The 24,947-nt window shown below is 70.3% G+C and carries 19 protein-coding genes; 9 read left to right on the forward strand and 10 right to left on the reverse strand.

The window, feature by feature from the left end; all coding sequences use genetic code 11:
- The first annotated feature begins 80 nt into the window (after positions 1 to 80).
- Together AB0B57_RS35260 and AB0B57_RS35265 are read left to right on the forward strand one after the other, a co-directional pair.
- Positions 81 to 3,539: an alpha-glucuronidase family glycosyl hydrolase gene (locus AB0B57_RS35260; RefSeq protein WP_357080281.1), complete on the forward strand. Its 3,459-nt coding sequence runs from the start codon at positions 81 to 83 to the stop codon at positions 3,537 to 3,539.
- A gap of 113 nt (positions 3,540 to 3,652) precedes the next feature.
- Positions 3,653 to 4,183 carry a hypothetical protein gene (locus AB0B57_RS35265; RefSeq protein ID WP_357080284.1) on the forward strand — a complete coding sequence of 177 codons (531 nt, stop codon included), beginning with the start codon at positions 3,653 to 3,655 and terminating at the stop codon, positions 4,181 to 4,183.
- A 113-nt stretch (positions 4,184 to 4,296) separates the two neighbouring features.
- Here AB0B57_RS35265 and AB0B57_RS35270 read toward each other — a convergent pair whose 3' ends face one another.
- The 5 genes from AB0B57_RS35270 to AB0B57_RS35290 all read right to left on the reverse strand — a co-directional run bounded on the left by AB0B57_RS35270 (position 4,297) and on the right by AB0B57_RS35290 (position 12,311).
- Complete coding sequence (locus AB0B57_RS35270) at positions 4,297 to 7,296, reverse strand: glycoside hydrolase family 95 protein (protein WP_357080287.1); 3,000 nt, start codon at positions 7,294 to 7,296, stop codon at positions 4,297 to 4,299.
- Between the two features lie 357 nt (positions 7,297 to 7,653).
- Positions 7,654 to 9,297, reverse strand: a complete 1,644-nt coding sequence (locus AB0B57_RS35275) for a lectin (protein WP_357080290.1) — start codon at positions 9,295 to 9,297, stop codon at positions 7,654 to 7,656.
- 133 nt (positions 9,298 to 9,430) lie between these two features.
- Positions 9,431 to 10,210: a tryptophan synthase subunit alpha gene (gene trpA / locus AB0B57_RS35280; protein WP_357080292.1), complete on the reverse strand. Its 780-nt coding sequence runs from the start codon at positions 10,208 to 10,210 to the stop codon at positions 9,431 to 9,433.
- Entirely contained in the window at positions 10,207 to 11,346 is a 1,140-nt protein-coding gene (gene trpB, locus AB0B57_RS35285) for a tryptophan synthase subunit beta (protein WP_357080356.1), read from the reverse strand. Before trpB ends, trpA begins: the two co-directional genes overlap by 4 nt.
- Before the next feature lie 197 nt (positions 11,347 to 11,543).
- Positions 11,544 to 12,311 carry a GntR family transcriptional regulator gene (locus AB0B57_RS35290; protein ID WP_357080295.1) on the reverse strand — a complete coding sequence of 256 codons (768 nt, stop codon included), beginning with the start codon at positions 12,309 to 12,311 and terminating at the stop codon, positions 11,544 to 11,546.
- A gap of 195 nt (positions 12,312 to 12,506) precedes the next feature.
- Between AB0B57_RS35290 and AB0B57_RS35295 the strand changes: the two genes are divergently transcribed.
- Positions 12,507 to 12,935, forward strand: a complete 429-nt coding sequence (locus tag AB0B57_RS35295) for a hypothetical protein (protein WP_357080298.1) — start codon at positions 12,507 to 12,509, stop codon at positions 12,933 to 12,935.
- A gap of 65 nt (positions 12,936 to 13,000) precedes the next feature.
- Here AB0B57_RS35295 and AB0B57_RS35300 read toward each other — a convergent pair whose 3' ends face one another.
- The 3 genes from AB0B57_RS35300 to AB0B57_RS35310 form a co-directional block, all read right to left on the reverse strand.
- Positions 13,001 to 13,897, reverse strand: a complete 897-nt coding sequence (locus AB0B57_RS35300) for an MBL fold metallo-hydrolase (RefSeq protein WP_357080301.1) — start codon at positions 13,895 to 13,897, stop codon at positions 13,001 to 13,003.
- 24 nt (positions 13,898 to 13,921) lie between these two features.
- Positions 13,922 to 14,926, reverse strand: coding sequence for a hypothetical protein (locus tag AB0B57_RS35305; protein ID WP_357080304.1), 1,005 nt, complete (start codon positions 14,924 to 14,926; stop codon positions 13,922 to 13,924).
- A gap of 101 nt (positions 14,927 to 15,027) precedes the next feature.
- Positions 15,028 to 15,915, reverse strand: coding sequence for a helix-turn-helix transcriptional regulator (locus AB0B57_RS35310; protein ID WP_357080307.1), 888 nt, complete (start codon positions 15,913 to 15,915; stop codon positions 15,028 to 15,030).
- A gap of 184 nt (positions 15,916 to 16,099) precedes the next feature.
- Here AB0B57_RS35310 and AB0B57_RS35315 point away from each other — a divergent pair, with 184 nt between their 5' ends.
- The 3 genes from AB0B57_RS35315 to AB0B57_RS35325 all read left to right on the forward strand — a co-directional run bounded on the left by AB0B57_RS35315 (position 16,100) and on the right by AB0B57_RS35325 (position 19,679).
- On the forward strand, positions 16,100 to 16,555 hold the full coding sequence (locus tag AB0B57_RS35315; protein ID WP_357080310.1) for a MaoC family dehydratase: 456 nt from the start codon (positions 16,100 to 16,102) through the stop codon (positions 16,553 to 16,555).
- Between the two features lie 250 nt (positions 16,556 to 16,805).
- A complete protein-coding gene (locus AB0B57_RS35320) occupies positions 16,806 to 18,545 on the forward strand; it encodes a hypothetical protein (protein WP_357080359.1) in 1,740 nt (579 codons plus the stop codon).
- Between the two features lie 54 nt (positions 18,546 to 18,599).
- On the forward strand, positions 18,600 to 19,679 hold the full coding sequence (locus tag AB0B57_RS35325; RefSeq protein WP_357080313.1) for a glycosyltransferase family 2 protein: 1,080 nt from the start codon (positions 18,600 to 18,602) through the stop codon (positions 19,677 to 19,679).
- Between the two features lie 67 nt (positions 19,680 to 19,746).
- On the opposite strand, the gene AB0B57_RS35330 is transcribed toward AB0B57_RS35325, so the two are convergent.
- Positions 19,747 to 20,130 (reverse strand): hypothetical protein, encoded by a 384-nt coding sequence (locus AB0B57_RS35330; protein ID WP_357080362.1) that lies wholly within the window; start codon positions 20,128 to 20,130, stop codon positions 19,747 to 19,749.
- A gap of 297 nt (positions 20,131 to 20,427) precedes the next feature.
- Here AB0B57_RS35330 and AB0B57_RS35335 point away from each other — a divergent pair, with 297 nt between their 5' ends.
- On the forward strand, positions 20,428 to 21,492 hold the full coding sequence (locus AB0B57_RS35335) for an SMP-30/gluconolactonase/LRE family protein (protein WP_357080316.1): 1,065 nt from the start codon (positions 20,428 to 20,430) through the stop codon (positions 21,490 to 21,492).
- Positions 21,493 to 21,757: 265 nt separating this feature from the next.
- On the opposite strand, the gene AB0B57_RS35340 is transcribed toward AB0B57_RS35335, so the two are convergent.
- On the reverse strand, positions 21,758 to 22,657 hold the full coding sequence (locus tag AB0B57_RS35340; protein WP_357080320.1) for an S-4TM family putative pore-forming effector: 900 nt from the start codon (positions 22,655 to 22,657) through the stop codon (positions 21,758 to 21,760).
- Positions 22,658 to 22,815: 158 nt separating this feature from the next.
- Between AB0B57_RS35340 and AB0B57_RS35345 the strand changes: the two genes are divergently transcribed.
- Positions 22,816 to 24,036, forward strand: coding sequence for a hypothetical protein (locus tag AB0B57_RS35345; protein ID WP_357080323.1), 1,221 nt, complete (start codon positions 22,816 to 22,818; stop codon positions 24,034 to 24,036).
- On the forward strand, positions 24,033 to 24,914 hold the full coding sequence (locus AB0B57_RS35350; protein ID WP_357080326.1) for a hypothetical protein: 882 nt from the start codon (positions 24,033 to 24,035) through the stop codon (positions 24,912 to 24,914). Before AB0B57_RS35345 ends, AB0B57_RS35350 begins: the two co-directional genes overlap by 4 nt.
- Positions 24,915 to 24,947 lie beyond the last annotated feature (33 nt).

Here is a 24,947-nt window from a genome sequence, read left to right on the forward strand (position 1 = left end):
CGCACCTCCCATTCATCCGCATCACTGCGTCCGTACGCCGTCCCGATCGACGTCCCCATCGGACAACAGAGGAGAAGGCAATGAACCGAGGTCCGGTGCCCAGGCTGCGGCGAGTTCTCATCGTGCTCGGCACGGCGCTCGCCACGGTCGCGGCCACCCTCGCCGTCGCCACCACGCCCGCCACCGCGGCCGAGTCGCCGGACGACTACAGCGGCTCCGACCTGTGGTTGCGATACGTGCCGGTCAGCGACGCGAAGCTGCTGCGCGACTACCGCCGCACCGCCACGTCGATCGTGGTCGAGAACGCCGACGCCACCCGGGTCCACCGGCACACGGCCGACCTCGCCATGGCGCCCGGCTCCACCGAGAAGCTGGCCGAGACCACGCTCGGCGCGGCCCGCGACGAGCTGGTGCGCGGCCTGGGCGGGCTCCTCGACCGGGCGGCACCCGTGACGGAGGTCAGCGGCGACCGGGTCCCCGATGGCGCGGTCGTGGTGGGCACGCCGGCCAGCTCGCCGCTGGTGCGCCGCCTCATCCCGGCCCGCGACCTGGCCAGGATCGGCGACGAGGGCTACCTCGTCCGCTCGCTGTCTAGCGGCAGGGACCGGTTCACCGTCATCGCCGGCAACACCGACCTCGGCGCCCTCTACGGGACCTACGCGTTCCTGCGGCTGCTGCAGACGCAGAAACCCATCGACCACCTCCGGGTCGCGGAGTCGCCGAAGATCAAGCATCGGCTGCTGAACAACTGGGAGACCGAGCGCCTCTACGCCGGCAACAACGCCTCCGGCCTGGGCGGGTTGAACGGGGAGAGCGGTGCGATCTTCAACTTCGCGGCGACCGGGGCGAGTGCCGACAAGAACCTGCCCGTCATCCTCGACCGCTACGTCGTCGTGGCCCGCGCGTTGGCGTCGCTGGGCATCAACGGCATCACCATCAACAACGTCAACGCCGACAACGCGTACCTGACGAGCGCCCGGATCGCGCAGGAGGCGGCCCTCGCCGACGCGCTGCGTCCGTACGGCATCACGCTTGGGCTGTCGATCCGCTACACCGCCCCCACGGACACCCGGTTCGCACCGGACACGCTGACCAACAGCCAACTCGACCCGTACGGCACCGACTTCCGGGGCTGGTGGCAGCGCCGGGCGCAGCAGATCCAGGCCGCCATCCCGGACTTCATGGGCTTCACCGTGAAGGCCAACTCGGAGGGCCAGCCGGGGCCACAGGACTTCGGGTACGACCACGGCGACGGCGCCAACGCCATCGGCGCGGCGGTCGCGCCACTCGGGATGACAGTGCACTGGCGGACGTTCGTCTACAACGCCGAGGTCGACAACGACCGGCTCAAGCGGGCCTACCTGGAGTTCGGGCCGATCGACGACGAGGTCCAACCCGACGGCAGCAGAGGGCGCTTCGCCGACAACGTGTTCCTGCAGACCAAGAACGGGCCGCTGGACTTCCAGGCCCGGGAGCCCATCCACCCGATGTTCGGCCGGATGGAGAACACCAACCAGGCCCTGGAGCTCCAGATCACCCAGGAGTACACGGGCCAGAACTGGATGCTGACCTACCTCGGCCCGATGTACGAGGAGATCCTCAAGACTGACACGTACGCGACCGACGCGAACGGGAAGCTGCTCAAGAAACGACTCGTCGGCGACATCGTCGACGGGAGCGCCCAGCACCATCCGGACACCGCCATCGTGGGGGTCGCCAATCTCGGCAACGCCGACAACCTGACCGGGCACCACTTCGCCCAGGCGAACCTGTTCGCCTTCGGCCGGCAGGCATGGAACTGGACGCTCGACTCGACCGACATCGCGACCGACTGGGTCCGGATGACCTGGAGCAACGACAGGCGTGTCGTCGACACCATCCGGAAGATGATGATGGGGTCGTGGGAGGCGCTGGTGAGCTACCAGACGCCGCTGGGCATCGGCCACCAGTTCGCCGAGGGCGCCCACTACCGGCCCGACCCGGCCGACTGGGCGGGTCGCGACGACTGGAGCCCGGTCTACTACAACCAGGCCGACACCGTCGGCCTCGGCTACGACCGCTCCCCCATCGGCAGCAATCTCGCCGCCCAGTACTTCCCCCGGCTCCAGCGGCGCTACGGCGACATCGACTCGGTGCCGGAGAACCTGCTGATGTGGTTCCACCACGTGCCGTGGGGCCATCGGATGGACAGCGGCCGACCGTTCTGGGACGAGCTGGTCTACCGCTACCAGATGGGCGTGCAGTACGTGACCTGGATGCGGGAGACCTGGGAGACCCTCCAGGCCGACGTCGACGCACGGCGGTTCGCCGAGGTCCGCGCCAAGTTGGCCGTGCACGAGACGGACGCCGCCGACTGGCGGGACACGTCGGTGAACTACTGGAAGGAGTTCAGCGGCCGGGCCATCCCGGTCGACGACGCGCCCCTCTCGGCCAAGATCGTGGTGAACGGCAGGGAGTTCGGCGGCTTCAACCTGTCCGACGCGTCGTACACCATCCCGGTTAGCGCCGGCGGCTCCCCCACCATCACGAAGGTGCGGACGGCCGACCGCAAGGCGCGCTACCAGATCGTGTCCCAGGCGGCGAGCGTCCCCGGGCAGGCGGTCGTCAAGGTCACGACGGAGAGCTTCTTCGGCCCGCTCGTGAAGAACTACGTCTTCAACCTGGTGCCCGACACGACGCTGACGAGCCTGCGCGTCGACGGTAAGCCACTGGCCTCCTTCGCACCGTCGGTGCTGCACTACAACGCCCTCACGCCGGCCGGCACCACGGCCGTGCCGACGGTCACCGCCAGGGCCGCCGACCCGGCCGCCACCGTCGCCGTCGAGCAGGCGGGCAGCGCCACCGGGCAGGCCCGGGTCACCGTCACGAACGGCGGGGCGACGTCGGTCTACACGGTGGACCTGAACACCACGAGCACCGGCAGCGACGAGTTCGGCTCGGCCGCCCTCGGCTCCCAGTGGCAGTGGGTACGCCCCGACGACAGCCGGTGGCGTCTGGCCGACGGGTCGCTTGTCATCACCGCCCAGCAGGGCGACCTACAGGGCAGCACCAACACCGCGAAGAACCTGGCCGTGCAGGACGTCGACGGTGACTGGACCGCGGAATCCAGGATCGTCTTCTCCCGCCCGCTGGCCACCAACAACGAACAGGGCGGTGTCATCGGGTACGCCGACGACGACAACTACGTGAAGCTCGCCTGGGAGATGGGCAACGCGACCGCGGCCGTCAACAAGGCCCGGCTCGTCCTGCTGCGCGAGCAGAACGGCGCGACGTCGACGGTGGAGATCACCGGCGCGGACGCCCAGCGCATCGTCGGGGCCGACGGCGCCATCTGGCTCCGACTCACCAAGATCGGCGACAGCTACCGCGCCTACTACTCCCGCGACGGGAGCGTCTACCGCTACATCGGCTCCACGACCTTGAACGTCGAGACGACGAAGGCCGGGCTGTTGGCCTTCAACCGGGCCGGCACCTCCACCGACCTCGACGTCGCGTTCGACTACTTCCGGGTCGAGAGCCGGGGTGAGCGCATCCGCTAGCGCCACGGGCACGAACGGTGGCCGGGTCCGGTGACACGCCGGGCCCGGCCCGGGACGCGGCACGAAGGAAATGGACCCTCGCGGTGGTCGGGGAGCCCGGTTACGGTGGGACCATGCCCATGGTGCCACGGGGATACGCTCCCGGACGCAGCGCGCTGACCGGGACGGGCGACGGCGCCGGTCCGCGTCAGGCGGATCTCCCCTCCGGCGGATTCCTGCGACTGACGCTCGGGCTCCTGGCCTTCCCGCTGCTGCTGATCGGCCCGTCCATGGTGGTCGCGGCGATCTTCCTCGCGACTGGCGAGCCCACCCTGAACCGTCTGATCCTGGGGGTCGCCGGGGTCGGGGTCACGGTCTCCTGCGTCCGGCTGGTCCGGCGCGAGTCACGGTCGCGTGAGCGGGCCCGGCGGGATCTGCGCCGGCTGGAAGCGGTCGGGGTGGCCGCCACCGCCGAGATCGTCGCTTCCCGGCCCACCTCGCTGGGCGAGGAGAGCGGCGTCGAGCTGGACCTGCTGATCAGCGGGCCCGGGTTCGAGTCGTTCGAGTCCACCTCGCGCTGCAAGGAAGACCCCGCCCTGGCCGTCGGGGCGCGACTCAACGTCGTCGTCGACCCGAGTGACCGGCTCTACGCGATCGTGCCCTGACGCCGCGACCTACCGGCCTGCTCGGGAGCCGCCACAGCACCGAAAGCCGCGGCCGGGCCCGTCCCCGGTTGGGACGGACCCGGCCGCACTCCCCCGAGCGGAGTCCGTTGCGGTCAGCCGCCGATGGCGATGGCGAAGATGTGCATGGTCGACACGTTCGTCGCCGGCCGGGCGCTGATGTTGGGCAACACGACCGAGGCGACCGCCTTGCTCTGCAACGTGACACCCACGTAGTAGATGCAGGCGGCGGTGTTCTGCCGCTGGTTGTTGGGCCGGTTCTGGTACGCCGACACGATGGCCGCGGTGCCCGCCGAACTCGGCCCGCCGTACCAGTCGGGCGTGCTCAGCGTGAACGTCTGGCGGGTTCCGTCGGCGTAGACCACCGTGCCGGTGCCCGACGGGGCGCCGTAGGTGCCGGTCAGGAGGAAGCCGAGGGTCCGGCCCGTGCCGGTCACGCTGATCGTCTGCCCGGAGGCGATGGCGTTGTCGGCGGCACCCGAGCCGACGTTGGGCCACCGGAAGTTGACCCCGTTGCGGCTCACCGTGCCGCCCGGGCTGGCACCGGCAGCGGCCAGGGCCTGCGCCGAGAGCGACGCCCCGCCACCGTCGATGTTCGCGACGTTGGTGTTGCTGTCGCTGCTGATGCCGACGTTGCTGAAGCTCTGCTCCAGCGTCGGTAGGGCGACGCCCGTGCTGGTGACCCGGTAGGTGCGCCCGGCCTGCACGGTGACCTCGATCAGGTCGGACTCGATCCGGGTGACCCGGGCCGCCGTACCGTCGGCGGTGTCGACGACGGTGACGGTGCCGGTGAGGATCCGGGCGCGCAGGCGGACGGTGCCGGCACGGTCGGGTCGGACGAGGATCTCGGTGGCCTGCCCGCTGCTCCAGGTGATGTCGACAGTGTGCCCGCCCCGACCCCGCAGTCCGGCGACCCGCCCACTGGGCCAGGCCGGCGGCAGCGCGGGCAGGAGGTGCAGCTCGCCGGCGTGGCTCTGCAACAGCATCTCGGCGATGCCGGCGGTGGCGCCGAAGTTGCCGTCGATCTGGAACGGCGGGTGCAGGTCGAACATGTTGGGCGCGAGCCGTGCGGTGGTGGCGAGGTAGCGGATCAGGTCGTGCGCCCGCTTGCCCTCCTCCATCCGCGCCCAGAAGTTGATTTTCCAGGCCAGCGACCAGCCCGTCCCGTCGTCACCGCGCAGCGCCAGGGTCCGCCGGGCGGCCTCGAACAGCTGCGGGGTGCCGCGCTTGGTGATCTGGTTGCTGGGGGCCAGCCCGTACAGGTGCGAGATGTGCCGGTGGTTGGGCTCGGTCTCCACCCAGTCGTAGAGCCACTCCATGATGTTGCCGCGCGAGCCGATCTTCATGGGTGGGAGGCGGTCCCGGGTGGCGCGAACCTGGGCCCGGAAGGTGCTGTCCACGTCGAGGATCTCGCTCGCGCGGGCGCACGCGTCGAACAGGTCCCGCAGGATCTGGTTGTCCATCGTGGGGCCGGCGCACACGCTGGCGTTCGCGTGGTGGCTGAGCTCCGGCGAGTTCGACGGGTTGGTCACCAGGTAACCGAGGGTCGGCTCGGTCACCAGGGTGTTGAGGAAGAACTGCGCCGCGCCCTTCATGGCCGGGTAGTTCGTCCGCAGGAACTCGATGTCGCCGTTGAACAGGTAGTGGTCCCAGATCAACGTGGACAGCCAGGCGCCACCGGTCTGCCACATGCCCCAGAACGCGCCGTCCACCACCGCGGTGGCCCGCCACGCGTCGGTGTTGTGGTGGGTGACCCAGCCACTGGCGGCGCCGTACTGCACCTGGGCGGTCCGCGTGCCGGTGACGGCGAGGTCTCTGACCAGGTCGAAGACCGGGTTGTGGCACTCGGCCAGGTTCGTGGTGTTGGCCGGCCAGTAGTTCATCGGCAGGTTGGCGTTGATCGTGTACTTCGAGTCCCAGGATGGGCTCAGCGAGTCGTTCCAGATGCCCTGAAGGTTGGCCGGCTGCGTGCCGGGCCGCGAGGACGAGATCAGCAGGTAGCGCCCGAACTGGAACAGCAGCGCGGAGAACTGCGGGTCGTTGACGCTGTTGTGCTGGGCGATCCGGACATCCGTCGTCTGGTCGGCCGCGGAGGTGCGGCCCAGGTCCAGGCTGACCCGGCCGAACAGCGCCTGGTAGTCGGCCACGTGCCGGCTGCGCAGCTGGTCGTAGCTGCTGGCCCGCGCGGCGGTGAGACGCTGCCGGGCGATGCCCTGGTAGTCGCCGCCGACGTTGCGGTAGTTGACGTAGCTGGAGCCGATGGAAACCAGCAGGGTCACGCTGTTGGCGTTCGTCACCCGCAGGGTGCCGCCGGAGCTGGACACGCTGCCGCCGGTGACCGTCGCGTTGGCCAGCGCGAGGAAGCGGACCGCGCCGGTGACGCCCTCCATGTTTCCGGAGATGCCGTCGAGCCCGATCGTGGTGCCGTCCGGGCTGGACACCGAGGTGCGCTGCGGGCTGTCGAAGGTGGCGGTGAAGCTGATCGAGCCGGTCCGGTCGGCGGTCAGCCGGATCGCGATGACCTGGTCCGGCGCGCTGGCGAACACCTCCCGCTGGTGCCGGACGCCGTTGAGCACGTACGTCGTCGTGGCGGTGGCGGTGGTGAGGTCCAGCGTCCGGTTGTACTGAGAGGCGCCGCTGGCCGAGCCGAAGGCGAGCCGGAGGTTGCCGACGGTCTGGTAGGCCAGCTGGCCGCCGGGGTTGCCCATCATGGTCTGGTTGATCAGATCCTGGGCCTGGGTCCACTGGTTCGCGTTGACCAGCCGCCGGATCTCCGCGAGCGCTCCCGCGCCCCGGGGGTTGCTGGGGTCGTGCGGCCCACCGGCCCAGACGGTGTCCTCGTTGAGCTGGAGTCGTTCCGTGTCGACGTTGCCGAAGACCATGGCGCCGAGCCGGCCGTTGCCGATCGGCAACGCCCGCAGCCAGTCGGTGCCGGCGGACTCGTCGTACCAGAGCGCGAGGTCATTGGCGGCCAGCACCTGCGGCGGCGCCACCGAGCCCGCCTTCGCTACGGCCGTCCAGGGCAGCGGCAGGAGGGCACCGCCCGCACCGGCCGCACCGATCTTGAGGGCTTGGCGTCGGGTCAGGTCTGACATCGATCCTCCAAACGGTGACCGATCCGGCCACCCCGATGCGTGACAACTGTGGTAACCGAGATGGGTCCGCTTCGCCTGCCGACCAGGCCCTTGTGGAGCAGGCCGGTGCCGGGCCCGAGTCAGCCAGACATCTGATGTGTTTCGCGAAGGTTACTCCGGCATCACGCGATAGGCAACGATCGATCAATGACGAGATCAGCAGGGGCTGCCTACCCGCCGGCAGGCTTCCGCTGGAGGTCGGCAGTGCACCGAGGCGGCCCGACAGCGGAGAAGAGCCCGCTGGCGGCGCTTCAACGCCGTATACATCGGATGATGGGCGGCGAGCAGGCGAGGTCGGCGCAGCGCGTCACGGTACGACTACACGAGGTCGAAGGACTCCCACGGCCCGACCGCCGCGCGATTCGCGATCAACGGGTCGGTGCCGGCGTTGTCCGCGCAGACGTACCTGCCGTTCGCGCTGCTGCGGAAACTGACACTGCCGTCCGGGTTCGCCACCCGGGTGAACGTCTCCCAACCGCCGACGACGTCCCGGTCGGCCACCAGCGCCGCCGCGCCGGCCTGCTCGGCGCAGACGTACTTGCCGGTCCTGGTGGACCTGAGGGCCACGAGGCCACCGCCGGCGTCGACGACTGTGAACTTCTCCGACGCGGAGGTCAGCGAGGCGACCAACGGTGAGCCGCCCACGAACCGACCGTTGGCGCGGGAGCGGACGCCGACGGCCGCGGTGGTGGGCGGAGTCGCACCGACCACCGGGGCGGTCGGCCGGTTGGCGGTCAACGCGATCGCGCCCTTGAGCATCCGGCCACCGTCACCGGCAAGCCGCAGGTAGTAGTCCGCCGAGCACGCCGTGCCGTCCTCGTCCAACGCCAGGAACTTCGAGCCGACCGGAACGAACGCCGCGCTCTCCGCGGTCTTGGCGATCTGGTTGCCCTCGTTGTACTCGTCGAACATCGAGACGTAGATCGCCGGAGCGCCCGCACGGATCACGTTGTAGAACTGTCGCCACATGAAGTCGCCGTGGGCGCGCTGCCGCTCCTGGAGGTCACCGGGCAACACGCACGGCTGGTAGTCGATGCCGTGCGCCACGCAGTCCCGCACGTCGGGCACCGTGACGTTGGTGTAGAACCAGTCCGACCCGGCCTGGTCGCCGATCCGGCCCACCATCCAGGGCGAGATCATGTCGTACGCGTGGTAGACCTCGGCGAATCCCGCCCGCGAGTCCTGCGTTCCGTCGCTGGTGCGCCAGTGCGTGGGCGTGCCGCCCATGACGTACACGCCCTGTGCCTTGAACCAGGTGATCACATCGAGGCAGACCGCGGCGCTCCACGGGTGGTTCTCGTCGTTGAAGCCGAAACCCCAGATGCCGACGACCGGTTTGCCGTTCTGCCTCGCGTACGCCGGGGAGGTCGCGTACGCCTTCATCTTGTTGACCCAGTCGTCCTTGATCTGCTGCTGCATGGTCGTCCAGCCGCTGACGTCGTACATGATGTAGAACTTGCGCCCGAACCGCTCGGCGGCGTTGCGCACCTTGATCGTGACGGCGTCGCGGATCGGGCCCTCCCCGCCGACCGGGTTGAAGCGCTGCAGGGCGGCGGTGTCCAGCCCGTTCTCCTGCATCCAGCGGAAGTGGGTGTCCACCGTCTGCTGGTCGTAGGACGAGAACAGCGAGGCCGGCTGCCCGTTGCCCAGGTTCTGGTATCCGGTCTTGTAGACCCGGTCGTAGTCGCGCACGTCCGGCCACGACTTGAGGGCCTCGTTGACCGGCGAGGGGGTCTTCTGCCAGTCCTGGCCGTAGTGCCACCAGCCCGCCAGCGGGCTCCCGTCGCCGGCCCCGGTGAACCAACCCTGGTAGCCGACGGTGACCTTTCCGACGACGTCGCCGGGAGGGCTGACCGCCGCCACGGCGGGTGCGGCCGCGTAGGCGTCGAACGAGACTCCGGCGACGGAGACGGCGGTGCCGGCCACCGCGGTGCCGAGCAGGGTACGGCGAGACAACCTCATTGGCGTGGGCAACCTTCCTCAGGGGGCATTTGCCCGGATCGTAAGGCTGGGGATGATCCGGACGGGATGAGGTTAGTAAGCCTGTTTGTCAGCCACCAAGCCGAGCGGCAGAACTTCAAAGAATCTTAAGAGTTCACCGGCCGGTCTCGTCCAGCGCCGTCCGGAGCTGCGCCAGGAAATCACCGAGTTCCGCCGCCGAGGCCCCGTCGAGCACCCGACGCATGAGCGCCGAGCCCACCACGACCCCGTCGGCGTACCCGGCGGCCTCGGCCGCCTGCCGCGGACCGGAGATCCCGAAGCCGAGGACCACGGGCAGATCCGTGGCCTGGCGCAGCGACGTCACCAACCGCTCGGCGGCCGCGCCCACCGTCGACTGCTCGCCGGTGGTCGCCATGACACTGACCGCGTAGACGAAGCCCCGGCTGCGCCTGGCGATCTCGTCGCGGCGCTGCGGCGCGGTCACCGGGGAGGCGAGCAACACGAGGTCGAGCAGGGTTTCCGCCGCGGCGGCGACCGGCTCCACCTCGTCGACGGGCAGGTCCGGCACGATCAGGCCGCCCATCCCGGCATCGGCGAGCGCGGCACAGAACCGGTCCGCGCCGTCGTGCAGGACCAGGTTGGCATAGGTGAACGCGACAAGCGGTATGGGCAGCGCCAGCCGGGCGACCTCGTCGAGGATCCGCCGGGTGGTGGTGCCCCGCTGCAGGGCCCGGTACGACGACTCCTGCACGACGGGTCCGTCCAGGGTGGGGTCGGAGAACGGGAGGCCGATCTCGATGGTGTCGGCGCCGGCGTCCACGGCGGCCCGCAACAGGTCGGTCCAGTTTTCGGTGACGCCGCCGGTCACGTACGGCACGAGCAGTTTGCGGCCGGCGGCCTTGGCCGCGCGGGCCCGGGTTTCCAGTGCGTTCACGACAGCTCCATCAGGCTCGCCATGTCCTTGTCGCCCCGACCGGAGAGGGTGAGCAGCACCGTCGAACCCGGGGGGATCGTGCCATCGCTGGCGGCGCGGATCACCCAGGCGACCGCGTGGGCGGATTCCAGCGCGCAGAGGATGCCCTCGGCGCGGGCCAGCCGGTGGGTGGCGGCCACCACCTCGGCGTCGTCCACCGTCACGTAGCTGGCCCGGCCCGAGTCGGCCAGGTGCGCGTGCTCCGGCCCGACACCCGGGTAGTCCAGACCCGCGGCGATCGAGTGGGCCTCGCTGATCTGCCCGTGCTCGTCCTGGAGCACCAGGGAGCGGAAGCCGTGCAGCACACCGGGGGTGCCGGCGCTGATGGCGGCGCCACCGGCCGCCTCGACGCCGACCAACCGGGCCGGTGTGTCGACGAAGCCGGCGAACGTGCCGGCGGCGTTGGACCCGCCGCCGACGCAGGCCACGACGTAGTCGGGCGTGCCGGTGAGGAGGTCGGCCGCGCACTGCGCGCGGGCCTCGTCGCCGATGACCCGCTGGAACTGGCGGACCATCCACGGGTACGGGTGCGGGCCCATCACCGAGCCGAGGCAGTAGTAGGCGTCGTCGACGCAGGTGACCCAGTGCCGCAGAGCCTCGCTGCACGCGTCCTTGAGGGTGCGGCTGCCGGAGGTCACCGGCACCACCTCGGCACCCAGCATCTTCATCCGGAAGACGTTGAGCTGCTGCCGTTCGGTGTCCTTCTCGCCCATGAGGACGGTGGTGGGCATGCCGAGCAGCGCCCCGGCGGTGGCGGTGGCCACGCCGTGCTGGCCCGCGCCGGTCTCGGCGATCAGTCGCCGCTTGCCCATCCGCCGTGCCAGCAGCGCCTGACCCAGCACATTGTTGATCTTGTGAGAGCCGGTGTGGGTGAGATCCTCCCGCTTGAGCAGCAGGTCGATGCCCAACTCGGCGGAGAGTCGCGTCGCGGGCGTCAGCGGCGTCGGCCGGCCGACGTAGACGGAGAGCAGGCGGTTCAGTTCGCCCCGGAACTGCGGATCCTCCCAGGCCTGCGTGAAGGCGCGCTCGACGTCGGCACAGGCCGGCACGAGCGACTCCGGAACGAAGCGCCCGCCGTACTCGCCGAATCTGCCCAGCCCCGAGGGTCGGCGAGGGTCGGCCTGGGCGCCCGGGCGGGTGGAGCGTAAGAGCTGGTCCACGACACATCCCCTAACAGTTCTAGAACGACACCGTCTTTATAACAGGGCACCCGGGTGGAGTTCTAGACCTGTGGCGAGATAGTTCTAGAACAGTTTCGGCGCACCCCGCCGGGGGCGTACCGCCGCGGGTGACGTCAGGCCGGCGGGGCGCCGACCGCGTAGCTGACCTGCTGGCCGCTGGCCTCGCGAATATTCATGATCACGACACTGTTGCCGGCGAGGATGGCGACGTCGACAACCAGGGCGCGCCGGTCGGCGTCGCGGGTGATCCGCTCGCTGCGCATCGCCGGCTCGCCGGCCGGCAGGCCGAGCAGGGCGCCGATGCGCTCGGGCATGAGCACCGGCGAGATCGTCTCCTCGGCCTGCACGGCCACCGCGCCGGCCCGTTCGGCGAGCACGGCGTACAGCTCGTGCCTCGCGAAGTCGACGCCCTTGACCAGGTCACCGAAGGGCTGCGGCACATAGGACAGCTGGTGGATCAGCGGCGCGCCCCGGACGACCCGGACCCGCTCCAGCCGGAGCACCTTGTCGCCCGCGGGAACCCCCAACCGCGCGGCGATCTCGTCCGATACCGCGACGATCTCGCGGCCGAGCACCCGGGTCAGCACCTCGATGCCGTGCGCCCGCAGGTCGTCGGCGAGGCTGCGCAGGTTGCCCATCGAGTACGGGACCGGCGTCGCCCGCACGTAGGTGCCCTTGCCGGGAAGCTGCTCCACCACTCCCCGACCGCAGAGCTCGTCCAGAGCCTGCCGCAACGTCATGAGGCTGACGCCGTACTCCTCGCTCAGGTGCCGCTGGCCGGGCAGGGCGTCGCCGGGAGCGAACTCACCACTGCCGATCCGCCTGATCAGGTCGTCGCGGATGACCATGTACTTCGGAGTCCTACCCGGAATGACGCGCATGCACTGCCCAGCCCTGAGAGTCGCGACGGAGCGGGTCGCTCCGCCCGATGAGGTGCGCAGCTCCACGTCCTTCTACCGGTGCCAGCGTATGGCCGACGACTTCCCCTCGCCATCGCCCTTCACTTTACATGCGTTAGGTAAGCGGGTAAGTTAACGGCTGTAAGTTCAATTCCGCAGCGCAGAGATGGAGTTCTCATGACCACCGCGACCGTTTCCCGCATCCACACCACCGCCCCCGCCCCGCTGGCCGACCGCATCGGTCGCGGGTTCGCGGCCGTCGCCGCGCTCGCCACCGTCGTGGCGTTCGTCAACGGCATCCTGCTGACCCTCGACGCTCCCGACGACCGCCTGTTCATCGAGGGCTGGCGAGTCTCCAGCTTCGCCATCTTCGCCGCGCTCTTCGCCCTGCTCGCGTTCCGGCCACGCCGGTCGGCGGGCGTCTGGGAGATCCTGCTCGCCGGCAAGACCGCCCTCGTCGTGTTCGGCATGACGATCGGAGACGTCTCCGAGGCACGCCTGTCGGCCCTCATCGACCTCGGGCTGGTCGCCGTCGTCGCGACGGCCTACGTACTCTGCCGTGGCTGGCTGGCCTGGCGCCCCGCGACCACCAACCCGACCCGATGACGGGAAGCCCTTGGCGCACGAAGCGCCCGCCGCCGTCGTGCGACGGCGGCGGGCAACCCGGGCGTTCAGTAACGGGGGAACTGACCCCACTGCTTGACGGTGTACGACCCACCACGCCGTTCGATCTCGAGGGCGGAGTGACCGCTGAAGTGCGCCGGCAACACCAGTGCGTTGGTGTCGGCCGCCCAGTCGAGCAGGCGTCGTCGGGTCAGCGCGGCCTGCGTCGGGTCCTCGCAGAAGCAGCTGCTGTGGTCGTGGTGGTGCAACTGCAGCGGAGTGTGCAGGATGTCGCCGGCGAACAGCGCCCGCTCGCCGGCCGAGTGCAACGTGATCACGGCATGGCCGGGTGTGTGCCCCGGCGCGGCTTCCAGGCGCAGATTCTCGTCGATCAGGTACGCGTCCTCCCACAGCTGGACCTGACCGTTGGCGTGGACGGGGGCGATGCTGTCGTCGTACGCGTTCTCGTTGACGCTGCCGGCGATGCCGGGGTTGTTCGCGGGGTTCCAGTGCCGGAAGTCGACGGCGGGCATCAGGTAGGTGGCGTTCGGGAACGTCGGCAGCCACTGACCGTCGACGAGGCGGGTGTTCCAGCCGACGTGATCGACGTGCAGGTGGGTGTTGACCACCAGGTCGACATCCTCGGGCCGGACTCCCGCCTCGGCGAGCCGGCCCAGGTAGTCCACCCGCTGCTGGTGCCAGGGTTCGACGGCGGGCCGGTTCTTGTCGTTGCCGACGCCGGTGTCGACGAGGATGGTGCGGCCCGCACTGCGCAGCAGCCAGCTCTGCATGGCGACGTGCACGAGGTCGTCGTCCACGCCGAGGTGGTCCGGGGTCAGCAGCTCCCGGCCCGTACGCCAGGCATCGGTCGGGATGGTGGGAAAGAAGGCACCGGTCGGCATGATCGGGCCGTGCGTCTCCTCGACGCGGGTGACACTGACGTCACCGATCTTGATCTCGAGCAAGGGGATCTCCTGGAGGGTGACGGGTCAGCGGCGCGGCAGGGTCGCCAGCGCCAGGTTGGGGTCGGCGCCGGTGGTGTACGCGGCACTGAGCACGTAGAGGGTGCGGCCACGCACGGCCACCGAGGTCGGGTTCTGCAGCCCGTCGGCGGCGCCCAGCAGCGTTCGCGAACGGCCGGCGGCGTCGATGCCCACCAGCGTGTTCGGCCCGTTGAGGGCGGCGACGACCTGGTGGTCGCCGGTGCCGACGAAGGTGAAGTCGTCGATGCCGACGAGGCCGGTCGCCACCACCCGGACACCTCCGGGACGGCCGTGCCGCAGCGGGACGCGCAGCAACGTTCCCTGGTCGAGGTTGCTCGCCCAGATCGCGTCGGGGCGCACCTTGATGCCGTTGGCGCCGAGGAAGCCGGTCGAGGCGAGTTCGGGTGCCGAGGACCAGACCTCGGCGCGGCCGCCCCGCAGGGGGACTGTCGAGATCGTGCCGAGCACCGAGTCGGTGAGGTAGAACCGGCTCGCTACCGCGTCGAACGCCAGTCCGTTGGGCAGTCCGGCGGCCGGCAGGGCGGCGATGCGCTGCGGGGCCTTACCGGGGCGCAGCCGGTACAGGCCGGTGGTGGCGGCGTCGCCGCTGGCGTAGAGGAAGTAGAGGGTGCCGTCGGCCATCCGGACGATGCCGGTGGTCAGCGCGAACTTCAGCACCGGCGTGTTGACGCCGCCGTCGGCCGGTGCGGGCATGGTCGCCAGGATCCGCGTCGCGCCGGACGGGGTGACGGCGGCAACCTGACGGGCGGCCGCGAAGGTGACGTACGCGGTGCCGTCCGGGGCCAGCGCGATGTTCTCCGGCATCTGCCCGTTCGCCAGATCGAAGTGGACCGCGATCCGCGCGGGTAGCGGCGCGGCCGACGACCCGGCCGGTCCGACGACGGTGGCCCGTGCGATCCCGGCCTGGGCGACGCCCAACGGGGGGACCGTCACGACGCCGACCCCGACCGCCGCGAGTGCCACGGCGAGAGTCATCATTCTCCTGCGCATTTCTGTTCCTTTCAGAGGGCCGATGGAATTCGGCTGATACGGGCGCGAAGGGTCCGGCGCTCCTTGCGGAGCACCTCGTTTCGAGCCGATGGGAAAAGGCGCTATTCGCGCATGGCCGGCGACTGCCGAGTGCCGGCGCGGGAGGTGACGACGCCGTGCAGGAGCAACGTCATCGCGGCGTGCGACGCCGAGCCGGGTTCGGTGGTGGCGACGACGACCGTCTGACCGTCCTCGGTCTGCAGAGCCTGCTGGGTCACGGCCATCGTGCCGACCAGCGGGTGGCGCATCTCGTAGACGCTGCCGCCGCCGGCCTTGACCCGGTGGTCGGCCCACATGGCACCGAACTCCGGGCTCCGTACCGTCAGCTCCCCCACCAGCGCGGCCAGCGACGGGTCGTTCGGATGCTGCCCGGAGACCATCCGCAGCGTCGCCACCACCGCGCGGGCCTTGGCGGGCCAGTCCACGTACAGGTCGCGGGTGTGCGAGTCCAGGAACACCAGCCGGGCCATGTTCGGGCCCTGGCCGGACCGCTCGGGGAGCGTGTCGGCCAGGTGACCGGCGAACAGGGCATGACCCCCGACGTTCCAGGCCAGCACGTCGGCACGACGACCGAGCACCACCACGGGTACGTCACCGAGTGTCGCGACGAGCTGGCGTACCGCCGGGCTCACCCGCTCCGGCGGCGGACGCCGGACCGAGGGCCGACGGCGGGTCCCGGCGGCGAGCTCCTTCAGGTGGCGACGTTCGGCCTCGTCGAGCTGTAGTGCCCGGGCGAGGGCCTCAAGGACCTCGGGGGAGGCGTTGACGGCCTGCCCCTGCTCCAACCGCGAATAGTACGAAGCGCTCACTCCGGCCAGCAGGGCCAGTTCCTCCCGGCGCAACCCCTGCACGCGACGCCGGTCGCCGTACGTCACCACGCCCGCGTCCTCCGGCCTGAGCTGGGAGCGTCGGGCCTGGAGAAAGTCGCCGAGCTGTCCTCTCGCGTTCATGACTCGAAGTATTGCGACCTCGCCGTGGCGCAACCACATCCTGGCAGGGATAGGCAGCTCGGCGCCCGAGACGTCGCGCCGGTCGTCGCGACCAGCCGGGCACCGGCCCCGCGGTCGGTGATCCGCCGCCGGTATCGGCACGTGGGGTTGCGGATCGGCCCTCGGCGCCGGAAAGGTGGACCCGGTGAGCCGATACGACACCATCGACGCCCTGCTGGAGCGCACCGGCCAGCCGCTCGGCACCACCGGATGGCACCTCGTCGACCAGGCCCGGATCAACGCGTTCGCCGACGCGACAGGCGACCACCAGTGGATCCACGTCGACCAGACGCGGGCGGCGGCGGAGAGTCCGTTCGGCACCACCATCGCGCACGGCATGCTCACGCTCTCGCTCTGCGCCACCTTCCTGTCCGAGTTGGTGCAGGTCGACGGCGTCCGCCTGGTCATCAACGCCGGGTTGAACAAGGTGCGCATGCGCGCACCGGTCCCGGTCGACGCACGGGTGCGCGGCGTCGCGACCCTCCTGGAGGCCCGCCGGATGGCCGCCGGAGCCCGGGTGGTGGTGCAGGTGCGGGTGGAGATCGAGGGCGAGACCAAGCCGGCCTGTGTCGCCGACTGGGTCCTGGTGTTCAACGACTGATCCCCGCGTCACCGCGCCGCGCGTCTCCCGCCAGCTCATCGACGTCGGCACCGCGACACCGAAGGGGCTGCGGACGTGGGACGTGCCTCGCCCACCGACGCCGCCCGACAGGGTTAAATGAGACCGCCCTACACACGTCACCGCGCGCAGCCACGCCGTGGACAGCTGATGGACAAGGTCCCCAGCATCGGAGAGGATCTATCCCGTGAATACCCGGTCCACCGGCGCCGCACCGACCGCCGAGAACGCGATCCCCGACCAGACGTCCGACGACCGGACGCCGACCGGATGGGATCGGTGGCGCTGGGCCCGCCCCGAATGGATCCTGGCCGCACTCGGCAGCCTCCTGCTGTCGGTGCTGCTGACCTGGCCGACGATGCGGCATCCGGCGAGCACCATCCCCAACGACATCGGCGACCCGACGTTGCAGGCGTGGCAGGTCGCCTGGTCCGGGCATGCTCTCCTGAGCGATCCGGCCGGCCTCTGGGACTCGAACACGTTCTTCCCCGAGAAGTACACGTACGCCTACAGCGACACCCTGCTCGGGTACGCCCCGGTCGGGATGATCGGTTCCGGCTTCGAGGCCGCCCTGATCCGATACAACGTGCTGTACGTGCTGCTGCACGCGCTGGCGGCCTTCGGGGCGTACGTGCTGGCGCGGCAGCTCGGTGCGAACCGGTGGGGCGGCGCGGTCGCCGGGATCGCGTGGGCGTTCGCGCCCTGGCGGTTGGCCCACGCCGGTCATCTCAACATCCTGTCCAGCGGGGGGATCGCGCTGTCCCTGGCGATGCTGGCCCGTGGTCATGGCTGGTCGCTGCGTCACGGTTACCGGCCGGAGCGACGGCGGCCCGGCTGGGCGATGGCTGGGTGGCTCGTCGCCGCCTGGCAGGTCACGCTGGGTTTCGGCATCGGGCTGCCACTGGTGTATTTCCTGCTGGCCGCGGTGCTGGTGGCGGCGGGCTGCTTCGGGTGGTCCTGGTGGCGCAAGCGGGAACGCCCGCCGTTCGGTCGGCGGTTGCTGCTCACCGATCTGGCCGGTGGGGCCGTGTTCGGTGCCGTGACGCTGCTGCTGGGCCTGGTCTACCTGCGCGTTGTCGACATCAATCCGCAGGCCGAGCGGGGGCTGGAGTGGACCAGGATGTTCTCCCCTCCGCTGATCGGGTTCGTGACCGCACCAGCGGACTCGTGGTTGTGGGGTGAACGGCACGCCGCCGCACGCGAGCAGTTGTCCTGGCCACCGGAGATGGCGCTGCTGCCGGGGCTGACGGTGATCGCTCTGGCCGCGGCGGGCCTGTTCGTCTCGGTGTACGCGGGCCGGCACCGGATCGCGCTGGGCCTCGGCGTGCTCGGCACGGTGCTGCTGGGCCTTGGCTCGACCCTAGGTAGCGACGGCGACCCGGGCTATCTGACGCTGTCCACGCTCCTGCCGGGCTGGGACGCGCTGCGCACGCCGGGCCGGATGATGCACTGGACCAGCCTGTTGCTGGCGCTGCTGGCCGCCGGAGCGGTGACGGCGCTGGCCGAGTCGTCGGGCCAGGCCTCGGCCCGCCGCTGGACGCGGGTCCTCATGCCGCTGGTCCTGCTGGTGCCGCTGACCCTGGTGACCCTGGAGGGCGTCAACCGCACACCCCACCCGACCGTGACCCCGCCCCCGGCCGCGATGGGGGCCGCACAGGACCCGATCCTGGTGCTGCCCGCCGGGGGTGTGGGCGATCTGACGTACATGTTGTGGACGACCGACGGGTTCCCCCGGGTGACCAACGGGCTGGCCGGGTTCGAGCCGGTCAGCCAGGCACAGACCCGGGCGGCGGTAGCATCGTTCCCCGACCAGGGCAGCGTGGCGTACCTGCGGGGGATCGGCGTGCGGTCGGTGGTCGCCCTGCCGGACCGCACCGCGGGGACGCCGTGGGATGGCATCGCGGCCCGGCCCATCGACGGGCTGGGCATCACCCGGGAGGATCTCGATGGCACGCTGCTCTACCGCCTCTGAGCGGGCACGCGGCGCGGACGCCGCCGGTGGATGCCCGGGTCCGGGTGGGGCGGGGTGAGCAGGATGCGGTTGTCCATCGTGGTGCCCTGCTTCAACGAGGAATCGTCGGTGGAGCGGTTGCACGAGACCGTCACGGCCACTCTCGCCGACCTGTCGGACCTGGATGTCGAGGTGGTGTACGTCGACGACGGCAGCGAGGACGGCACCCTCGAGGCGCTGCGCCGGCTCGCCGCCGCCGACCCGGCGGTCTGCTACACGTCGCTGAGCCGCAACTTCGGCAAGGAGGCGGCGATGCTCGCCGGCCTGCAACGGGCCACCGGCGACGCGGTCGTCATCATGGACGCCGACCTGCAACACCCGCCACGGCTGCTGCCCGAGATGGTGGCGCTGTACCGGCAGGGCTTCGACCAGGTGATCGCCCGCCGGGACCGGCGCGGTGACCGGTTCGTACGCATGGTCGCCTCGCGGTCCTTCTACCGGATGATCAACTGGTGGATCGACGTACGCCTGCAGGACGGGGCGGGTGACTTCCGGCTGCTGTCCCGCCTCGCGGTGGACGCCATCCTGGCGATGCCGGAATACAACAGGTTCTCCAAGGGGCTGTTCTCCTGGATCGGCTTCCGCACGGTGGTGGTGGCCCACCGCAACGAGGCCCGGCAGACGGGGCGGAGCAGGTGGACGTTCGGCAAGCTGTTCAACTACGCGTTCGACGGCCTGCTGTCGTTCAACAACCGACCGCTGCGTCTGGCGATCTACGGCGGCATGTTCCTCACCCTCATCGCACTTGTCTACATGGCCTGGGTGGTCGCGGACGCCATCGAGAAGGGCATCGACGTCCCCGGTTACACCACCATCATCGTCAGCGTGATCGGGCTCGGCGGCATCCAGATGACCATCCTGGGTGTGATCGGGGAGTACATCGGCCGGATCTACTACGAGACCAAGCGCCGACCGCACTATCTGGTGCAGGAGACCGAGCGCCTGGTCACCGAGAGCGGCGAGTCGCCCCGGATGCCGTCGCAGCCCGCGGCGCGGTCGAGCGATCGGGGCCCGCAGGCGGCACGGGAGGAGGCGTTCCGCCGGCCCTCCCAGCGGCCGGCCACCGGAGAGGCCACGCCCGACGACGCCAGCTGATCCCACCGACGGCGGTGCCGACAGAGACAGCAGACCCAGGCCGCCGACCGGACTGGCACCGCCAGGGTCAGCCGTCCGGGGTGAACAGGCCCTGGATGCCGACGACGATCGCGATGAGCCCGAAGATCGCGAGCAACAGGCGGACCCCGGTCGCTCCGGTCGTCTGCGCGTCGCGTGGCGCCGGCCGCCCGGTCAGCCGGTCCCACAACAGGGCGACCCCGACGCCGACCCCCACCACCTCGAAGTGGAACACCCGCGGCCCGGACACCAGGTGCACGATGAGGTAGTAGCCGCCGGTCACCAGTGCCACGAGGCCGACCACCCACGCGATCGGGGCGACCCGACCGGCGAGGCGACCCAGGTCGTCGCCGACCCGGGGCAGCAGCCGCAGCACCGCGACGGCGAGCAGGAAGCCGCCGACGATGTTGGCGAGGTCGAGCAGCAAAGCCATGATCACGATAGGTCTCCGTCGATCGGGGGATCAGCGGGTGGGAGCGTACCCACGGTCCGGGGCGGTTCAAACGATCTGGACCGCGGGTACGACAGGAAGAACATTTTACGAAAGCTTTACCCATTGACCAGCGTCTTTGTAATCTCGGGCGAATCAACCGGCACGAACCCGATGCGACTCCCTCGTTCGTCACCTAGGCTGCCTGGTGACAGATCGACGGACCGCACCCGCTCCGTGCCGGCCGCCGCGACCTCCTACCGCCGGCCTCGCAACGGCCGACGTCGATTGGAGTATTCGATGACCTGGCGTCCAACAATTGCCGCACTGGCCGGGCTGTGCCTCGCGGCCACCGCCGCACCGTTCGCCACCGGTGCCGCCGCGGCACCCTCGACAGCCGTCGACACCGCTCATGTTAGCGCTCACTCCACGCTCGCCGGTCCGCCCGGGGCACCACCCGGGGTCTGCCCGGCGGGGGTCGGATACGGCCCACCGCTGCCCGCCAGCTCCCTGTCGGCCACGAGGATCCAGGGCGGGTTCTCGTTCCTCGAAGGGCCGGTCTGGGTCGCCGACGGCGGCTACCTGCTGATGTCCGACATGGCCCCCGGCACCGGCCCGTACAACGTCCAGCCTTCCACGATCCGCCGGTTCACCCCACCGGCGACCTTCGACACGTTCATCGCCAACGCCGGCAGCAACGGCCTGGCCCTCAGCGCCGACGGCCAGCAGATCGTCGCGGCCACCCACGACCAGCGCAGCGTGTCCGCGTACCGACTGGGCGACCGGGCCCGCAGCACCGTCGCGACGAACTACCAGGGTCGCGCGTTCAACTCGCCCAACGACGTCGCGGTCCGCTCCGACGGCGTCGTCTACTTCACCGACCCCAACTTCCAGCGCGGCAACCGCCCGGACCAGATGAACGGACGTACCAGCGTCTTCCGCGTCTCGGGCGGTCAGGTGTCACTTGTGGACGACCGACTGCGCCAGCCCAACGGCATCTCGCTCTCACCCGACGGGAGCGCCCTGTACGTGGGCGCCTACGGCGAGAACAAGATCTACAAGTACGCGGTCCAGCCCGACGGCAGCATCGGCTCCCGCAGTGTCTTCGTGAACTACATCGGCGGTCCGGACGGCGGGACGATCGACTGCGCCGGCAACGTGTACTGGACGTCGGGCTTCGATTCCCTGGTCCACGTCTACTCCCCCACCGGCACCCAGCTCGGCACGATCCGGCCGGGCAACACCGGCACGACGAACGTGGCCTTCGGTGGTGCCGACCGGCAGACCCTCTACATCACCTCGGGCCCACGGGGCGACTCCAGCCTCTACAGTGTGCGACTCAACGTGCCCGGGTACCCCTACTGACCGAGGTAGGCGGGTAGCGCACCGAGACCGCCGACCGAGTCGAGATGGCGTGACCGGTCTCCGTGACGTCGCCGTCCAGACACCTGCGTGAGCTGCCGGCTCACCGATCCTCGTCCGCCGACGCACCGAGGGCGAGGGTCAGGAAGCCACCACCGCCGGCAACGAACAGCAGGCCGTCCTGGGCGGCGACGTCCCGGACCTCCCATCGGCGGGCACCCGGGTCACCCCAGCGAGAGACGCACAGGCCCGCGAGCGCTGACTCACGCTAGGAGTTGACGCCCACCCGCTGCTCGAGCACCTGCATCTTGTAGCGGAAGTCGGCCAGATCGTCGTCGTGGAAGAGGCGGAAGAACCACTGTGGCATCCGCGGCTGCTGCCGACGGGCGACGAACAGCACATCCTGCACCTGCCGGGCGAACACCGCGAACGCCTGGTCATCGGCGGTCGCGCGAGACGACTCCTCCATCCGCGCGCGCACCAGACCGAGCACCCGGATGCGGTCCTGAGTGGTCAGGATCTGCGCGCGGGCCATGTCGGAGCAGGCCAACAGCAGACCCAACGATGGTACGAACCACACGCTGACCAGGCTCGCGACCGTACTCTCGGTCAGCAGGCCCACGGCGACGCCCCCCGCGCACCAAACCGCGACGACACCGAGCAGGCCGGCGGCGAAGCGTCGCCGGACCCGCGAACCCCACGCCAGGTTCTGCTCCAGACAGAAGAGCACGTCGTACGGGGCGACGACTGTCGCGACCAGGTAGTAGTCCCGCAGCCGCGCGTCGTCGCCGCGGTAGCGCCGGCTGAGGCGGCTCAGCTCGTCCTCGGACAGTCGCTCACCGACCAGGACCGCGTTCCACGGCAAACCGAACAGATCGGTGTCCAGCATCTCCTGCAATGTCGCGCTGGTGCGCAGGTGTCGACCGATCTGGGGGGCCAGGACGACGGCGTAGACGCCGGCCCAGAGCGCACCGACGACCGAGGCGGCGGGCTGCAGCGCGGGTTGCGCCACCTTGGCCACCACGCCGAGGCTCGCGACGACAAGGGACATCAGCAGACTGGCCGTCTGGGCGCGTTGCGTGTAACTGTGCGCCACCGCGATGGCCCGGAAGAGGAGCAGGGAACGGGCGTTGTTCTGCAACTCGTCGATCCGCCGGGTTTCTGCCAATCGAACCTCCCAGGGGTCAGCGCTCCACGCCTGTCCACAGATGGTGACACGATCAGCGATCGAGACGATACCGTGCGTTCGATCGTTGACATCCGCTGCTTGCCGACGACCGGGCTCCCCCGCTGGCCCTGGTGGGCCGGGAGCGACAGACTGGGCAGGTGCCGGATGACCGAGACCGACTGTTGCGGACTCCCCGACGAGACCTGGCCGCGGCCCGCCGCAGCACGTCGACGTGGGCACGACTCGCCTTCGTGCCGGAGCCCACCGGCGATGGCCAGCTCGTCGACCGCAACCGCGCCGCCCGATTCGGTGTCCTGTGGGCAGCGCAGTACGACAGGCGTCCGGACGACCTGCCACTGCTGCGGTTCCTCCTCGACCAGGAGACCCGGCGCTACCGCGAGACGGCGCCCATCGGGCTGGGGCGGGGCCTGGAACTGGCCGGGTTGCTCGTCGCCGAACACCGCCAACCCGAGGACGTGTGGTTGCACTGGCAGGCGAAACAGGTCACCTTCGACACCGCCCTGGGCTATCGCACCCACCACCTGCTCACCGCGGGAGTCGCCGCCACCGTCGCCGCCGTGCGGGCCAGCGCCCACCCCGACCGCGACCGGATCGCGCACGAGATAACTGCCGCCCGCAACCACGACGGCACGCCACACTTCACCGACAAGGCCGTCGACGACTGGTTGGCGGCGCAGCGCACCCGGTTTCCGGACCACCCGGACGAGGAAAACCCGCGCGACTGGGCCGACCACGCGGCACTGCTGGGTGACCGCGAGGCAGCGCGCCGTTTCCTGCTGCAGTGGGCTGCCACCCAGCTCCGCACCGAGCAGATGCTGAACAGCCTGCAATTCGGCCTGGCCCACCTGGGCTTCCTGGACGAGGCGATCGACGTACAGACCGAGGCGGTCGCCGTCTGCGAAGCCGGCTCCGGCAAGGCCGGCGCCCTGCTCACCCTGATCCGGCTGCACCGCACGGCGGGCCACTTCGCCGAGGCGCGGCAGGCGCTGCGTGACTGCGGCGACGCCATGCCGGCCGACCCCTTCTGGAAGGACGCGGGGCTGTGGCGCTACTTCGTCAAGGAGCACTTCCTTCTCGTCCCGTTGGCACCGAACCCCGAACTCGCCCAGCGCCTCCTGGACGAGGGTGCCCGGCAGATGCGCGGCGTGTCCAGGCTCTGGATGGACGGCGTGCTTGACGCCGCCATCGCCGCCGCCGAGCACAGCGGGCAGCCCCACCTCCTCGACCACTACCGGCAACTCCACGCCCGCGAGCAGCGGGCCCGCGACGAGGAGATCGGCCGGGCAACACGGTCGGCGCATTCGACACCGACGGACGAGGCGGCCCGTCACACCCCGGGGTTAACGTTGCCGACGTGAATCTCGCGGACCTGGTTATCGACGCGGCGGACAGGGGCTTCGGCGACCTGGACGCCTCCCTGCTGCCGGAGCTGCGCGCGATCCGCCGCGACGGCCCCGCACGGGCTCGGCGGGCCGCGCTGCTCGCTCTGCTGCACCTCGGCGGCGAGCGGGCGCTCGACCCCGCCGACCTGGCCGTGCTGCGGCGGCTCATCGAGATCAAACGCCCCACTGATCGGCCGTGCTCGATTGATGGTTGCTTCAACGCGTGGTTGGCCGTCCGCGGCGGCGACCAGCAGGACATCATGCGGGTGCTCGGGTTGGCCCGGTCCGCGCCCACCACGTACGAATTGGGCGAGACGCTCGTCGCCCACCTCGGCCACGGCGGGCCCGACGATTCGCGTACGTGGCGGCACGTCCTCATCTCACCGCTGCTCAACGGGTGGACAGTGGTCTACGGCCCGAGTTGCGATCCCGACGACGAACCTCAGGTTGAGGGGTGGGTCCGAGAGCTGAGTTCCCGCCACGGCGACGCGCAGGCCTACTTCTACGGCAGCCAGGGCGACGGCGACGCGTGGCTGGTCGGCTCCCGCGGGCAGATCGTCCGCCGCTACAGCAGCAACAAGCCGGAGACGTCGACGGGTGAGCCCCTGCCTGTCGAACAGCGCGCCCTGGCCCGCCTCGGTCTCAGCGGGCCACCGGAACAGCTCGACACCGACGTTCTGTGGGACTTCGTCACCGAATGCGGGGCGCCGCAGGTCGCGGCCGAGCTGAGCATCGACCCGGTGTGGACGGGATGGCCCACCGACCTGCACGTCCAGGGTCAGCCGTTGATCGCCTGGCCCGAGTCGGACGACGACGTCAGCATCCTTCGCGGCTGCTACGTCTTCGGCATCTGATGTGCTCGGCGATGATCCGCCCAGCTGGCAACT

Source organism: Micromonospora sp. NPDC049101, assembly GCF_040648675.1.
Classification (GTDB): Bacteria; Actinomycetota; Actinomycetes; order Mycobacteriales; family Micromonosporaceae; genus Micromonospora.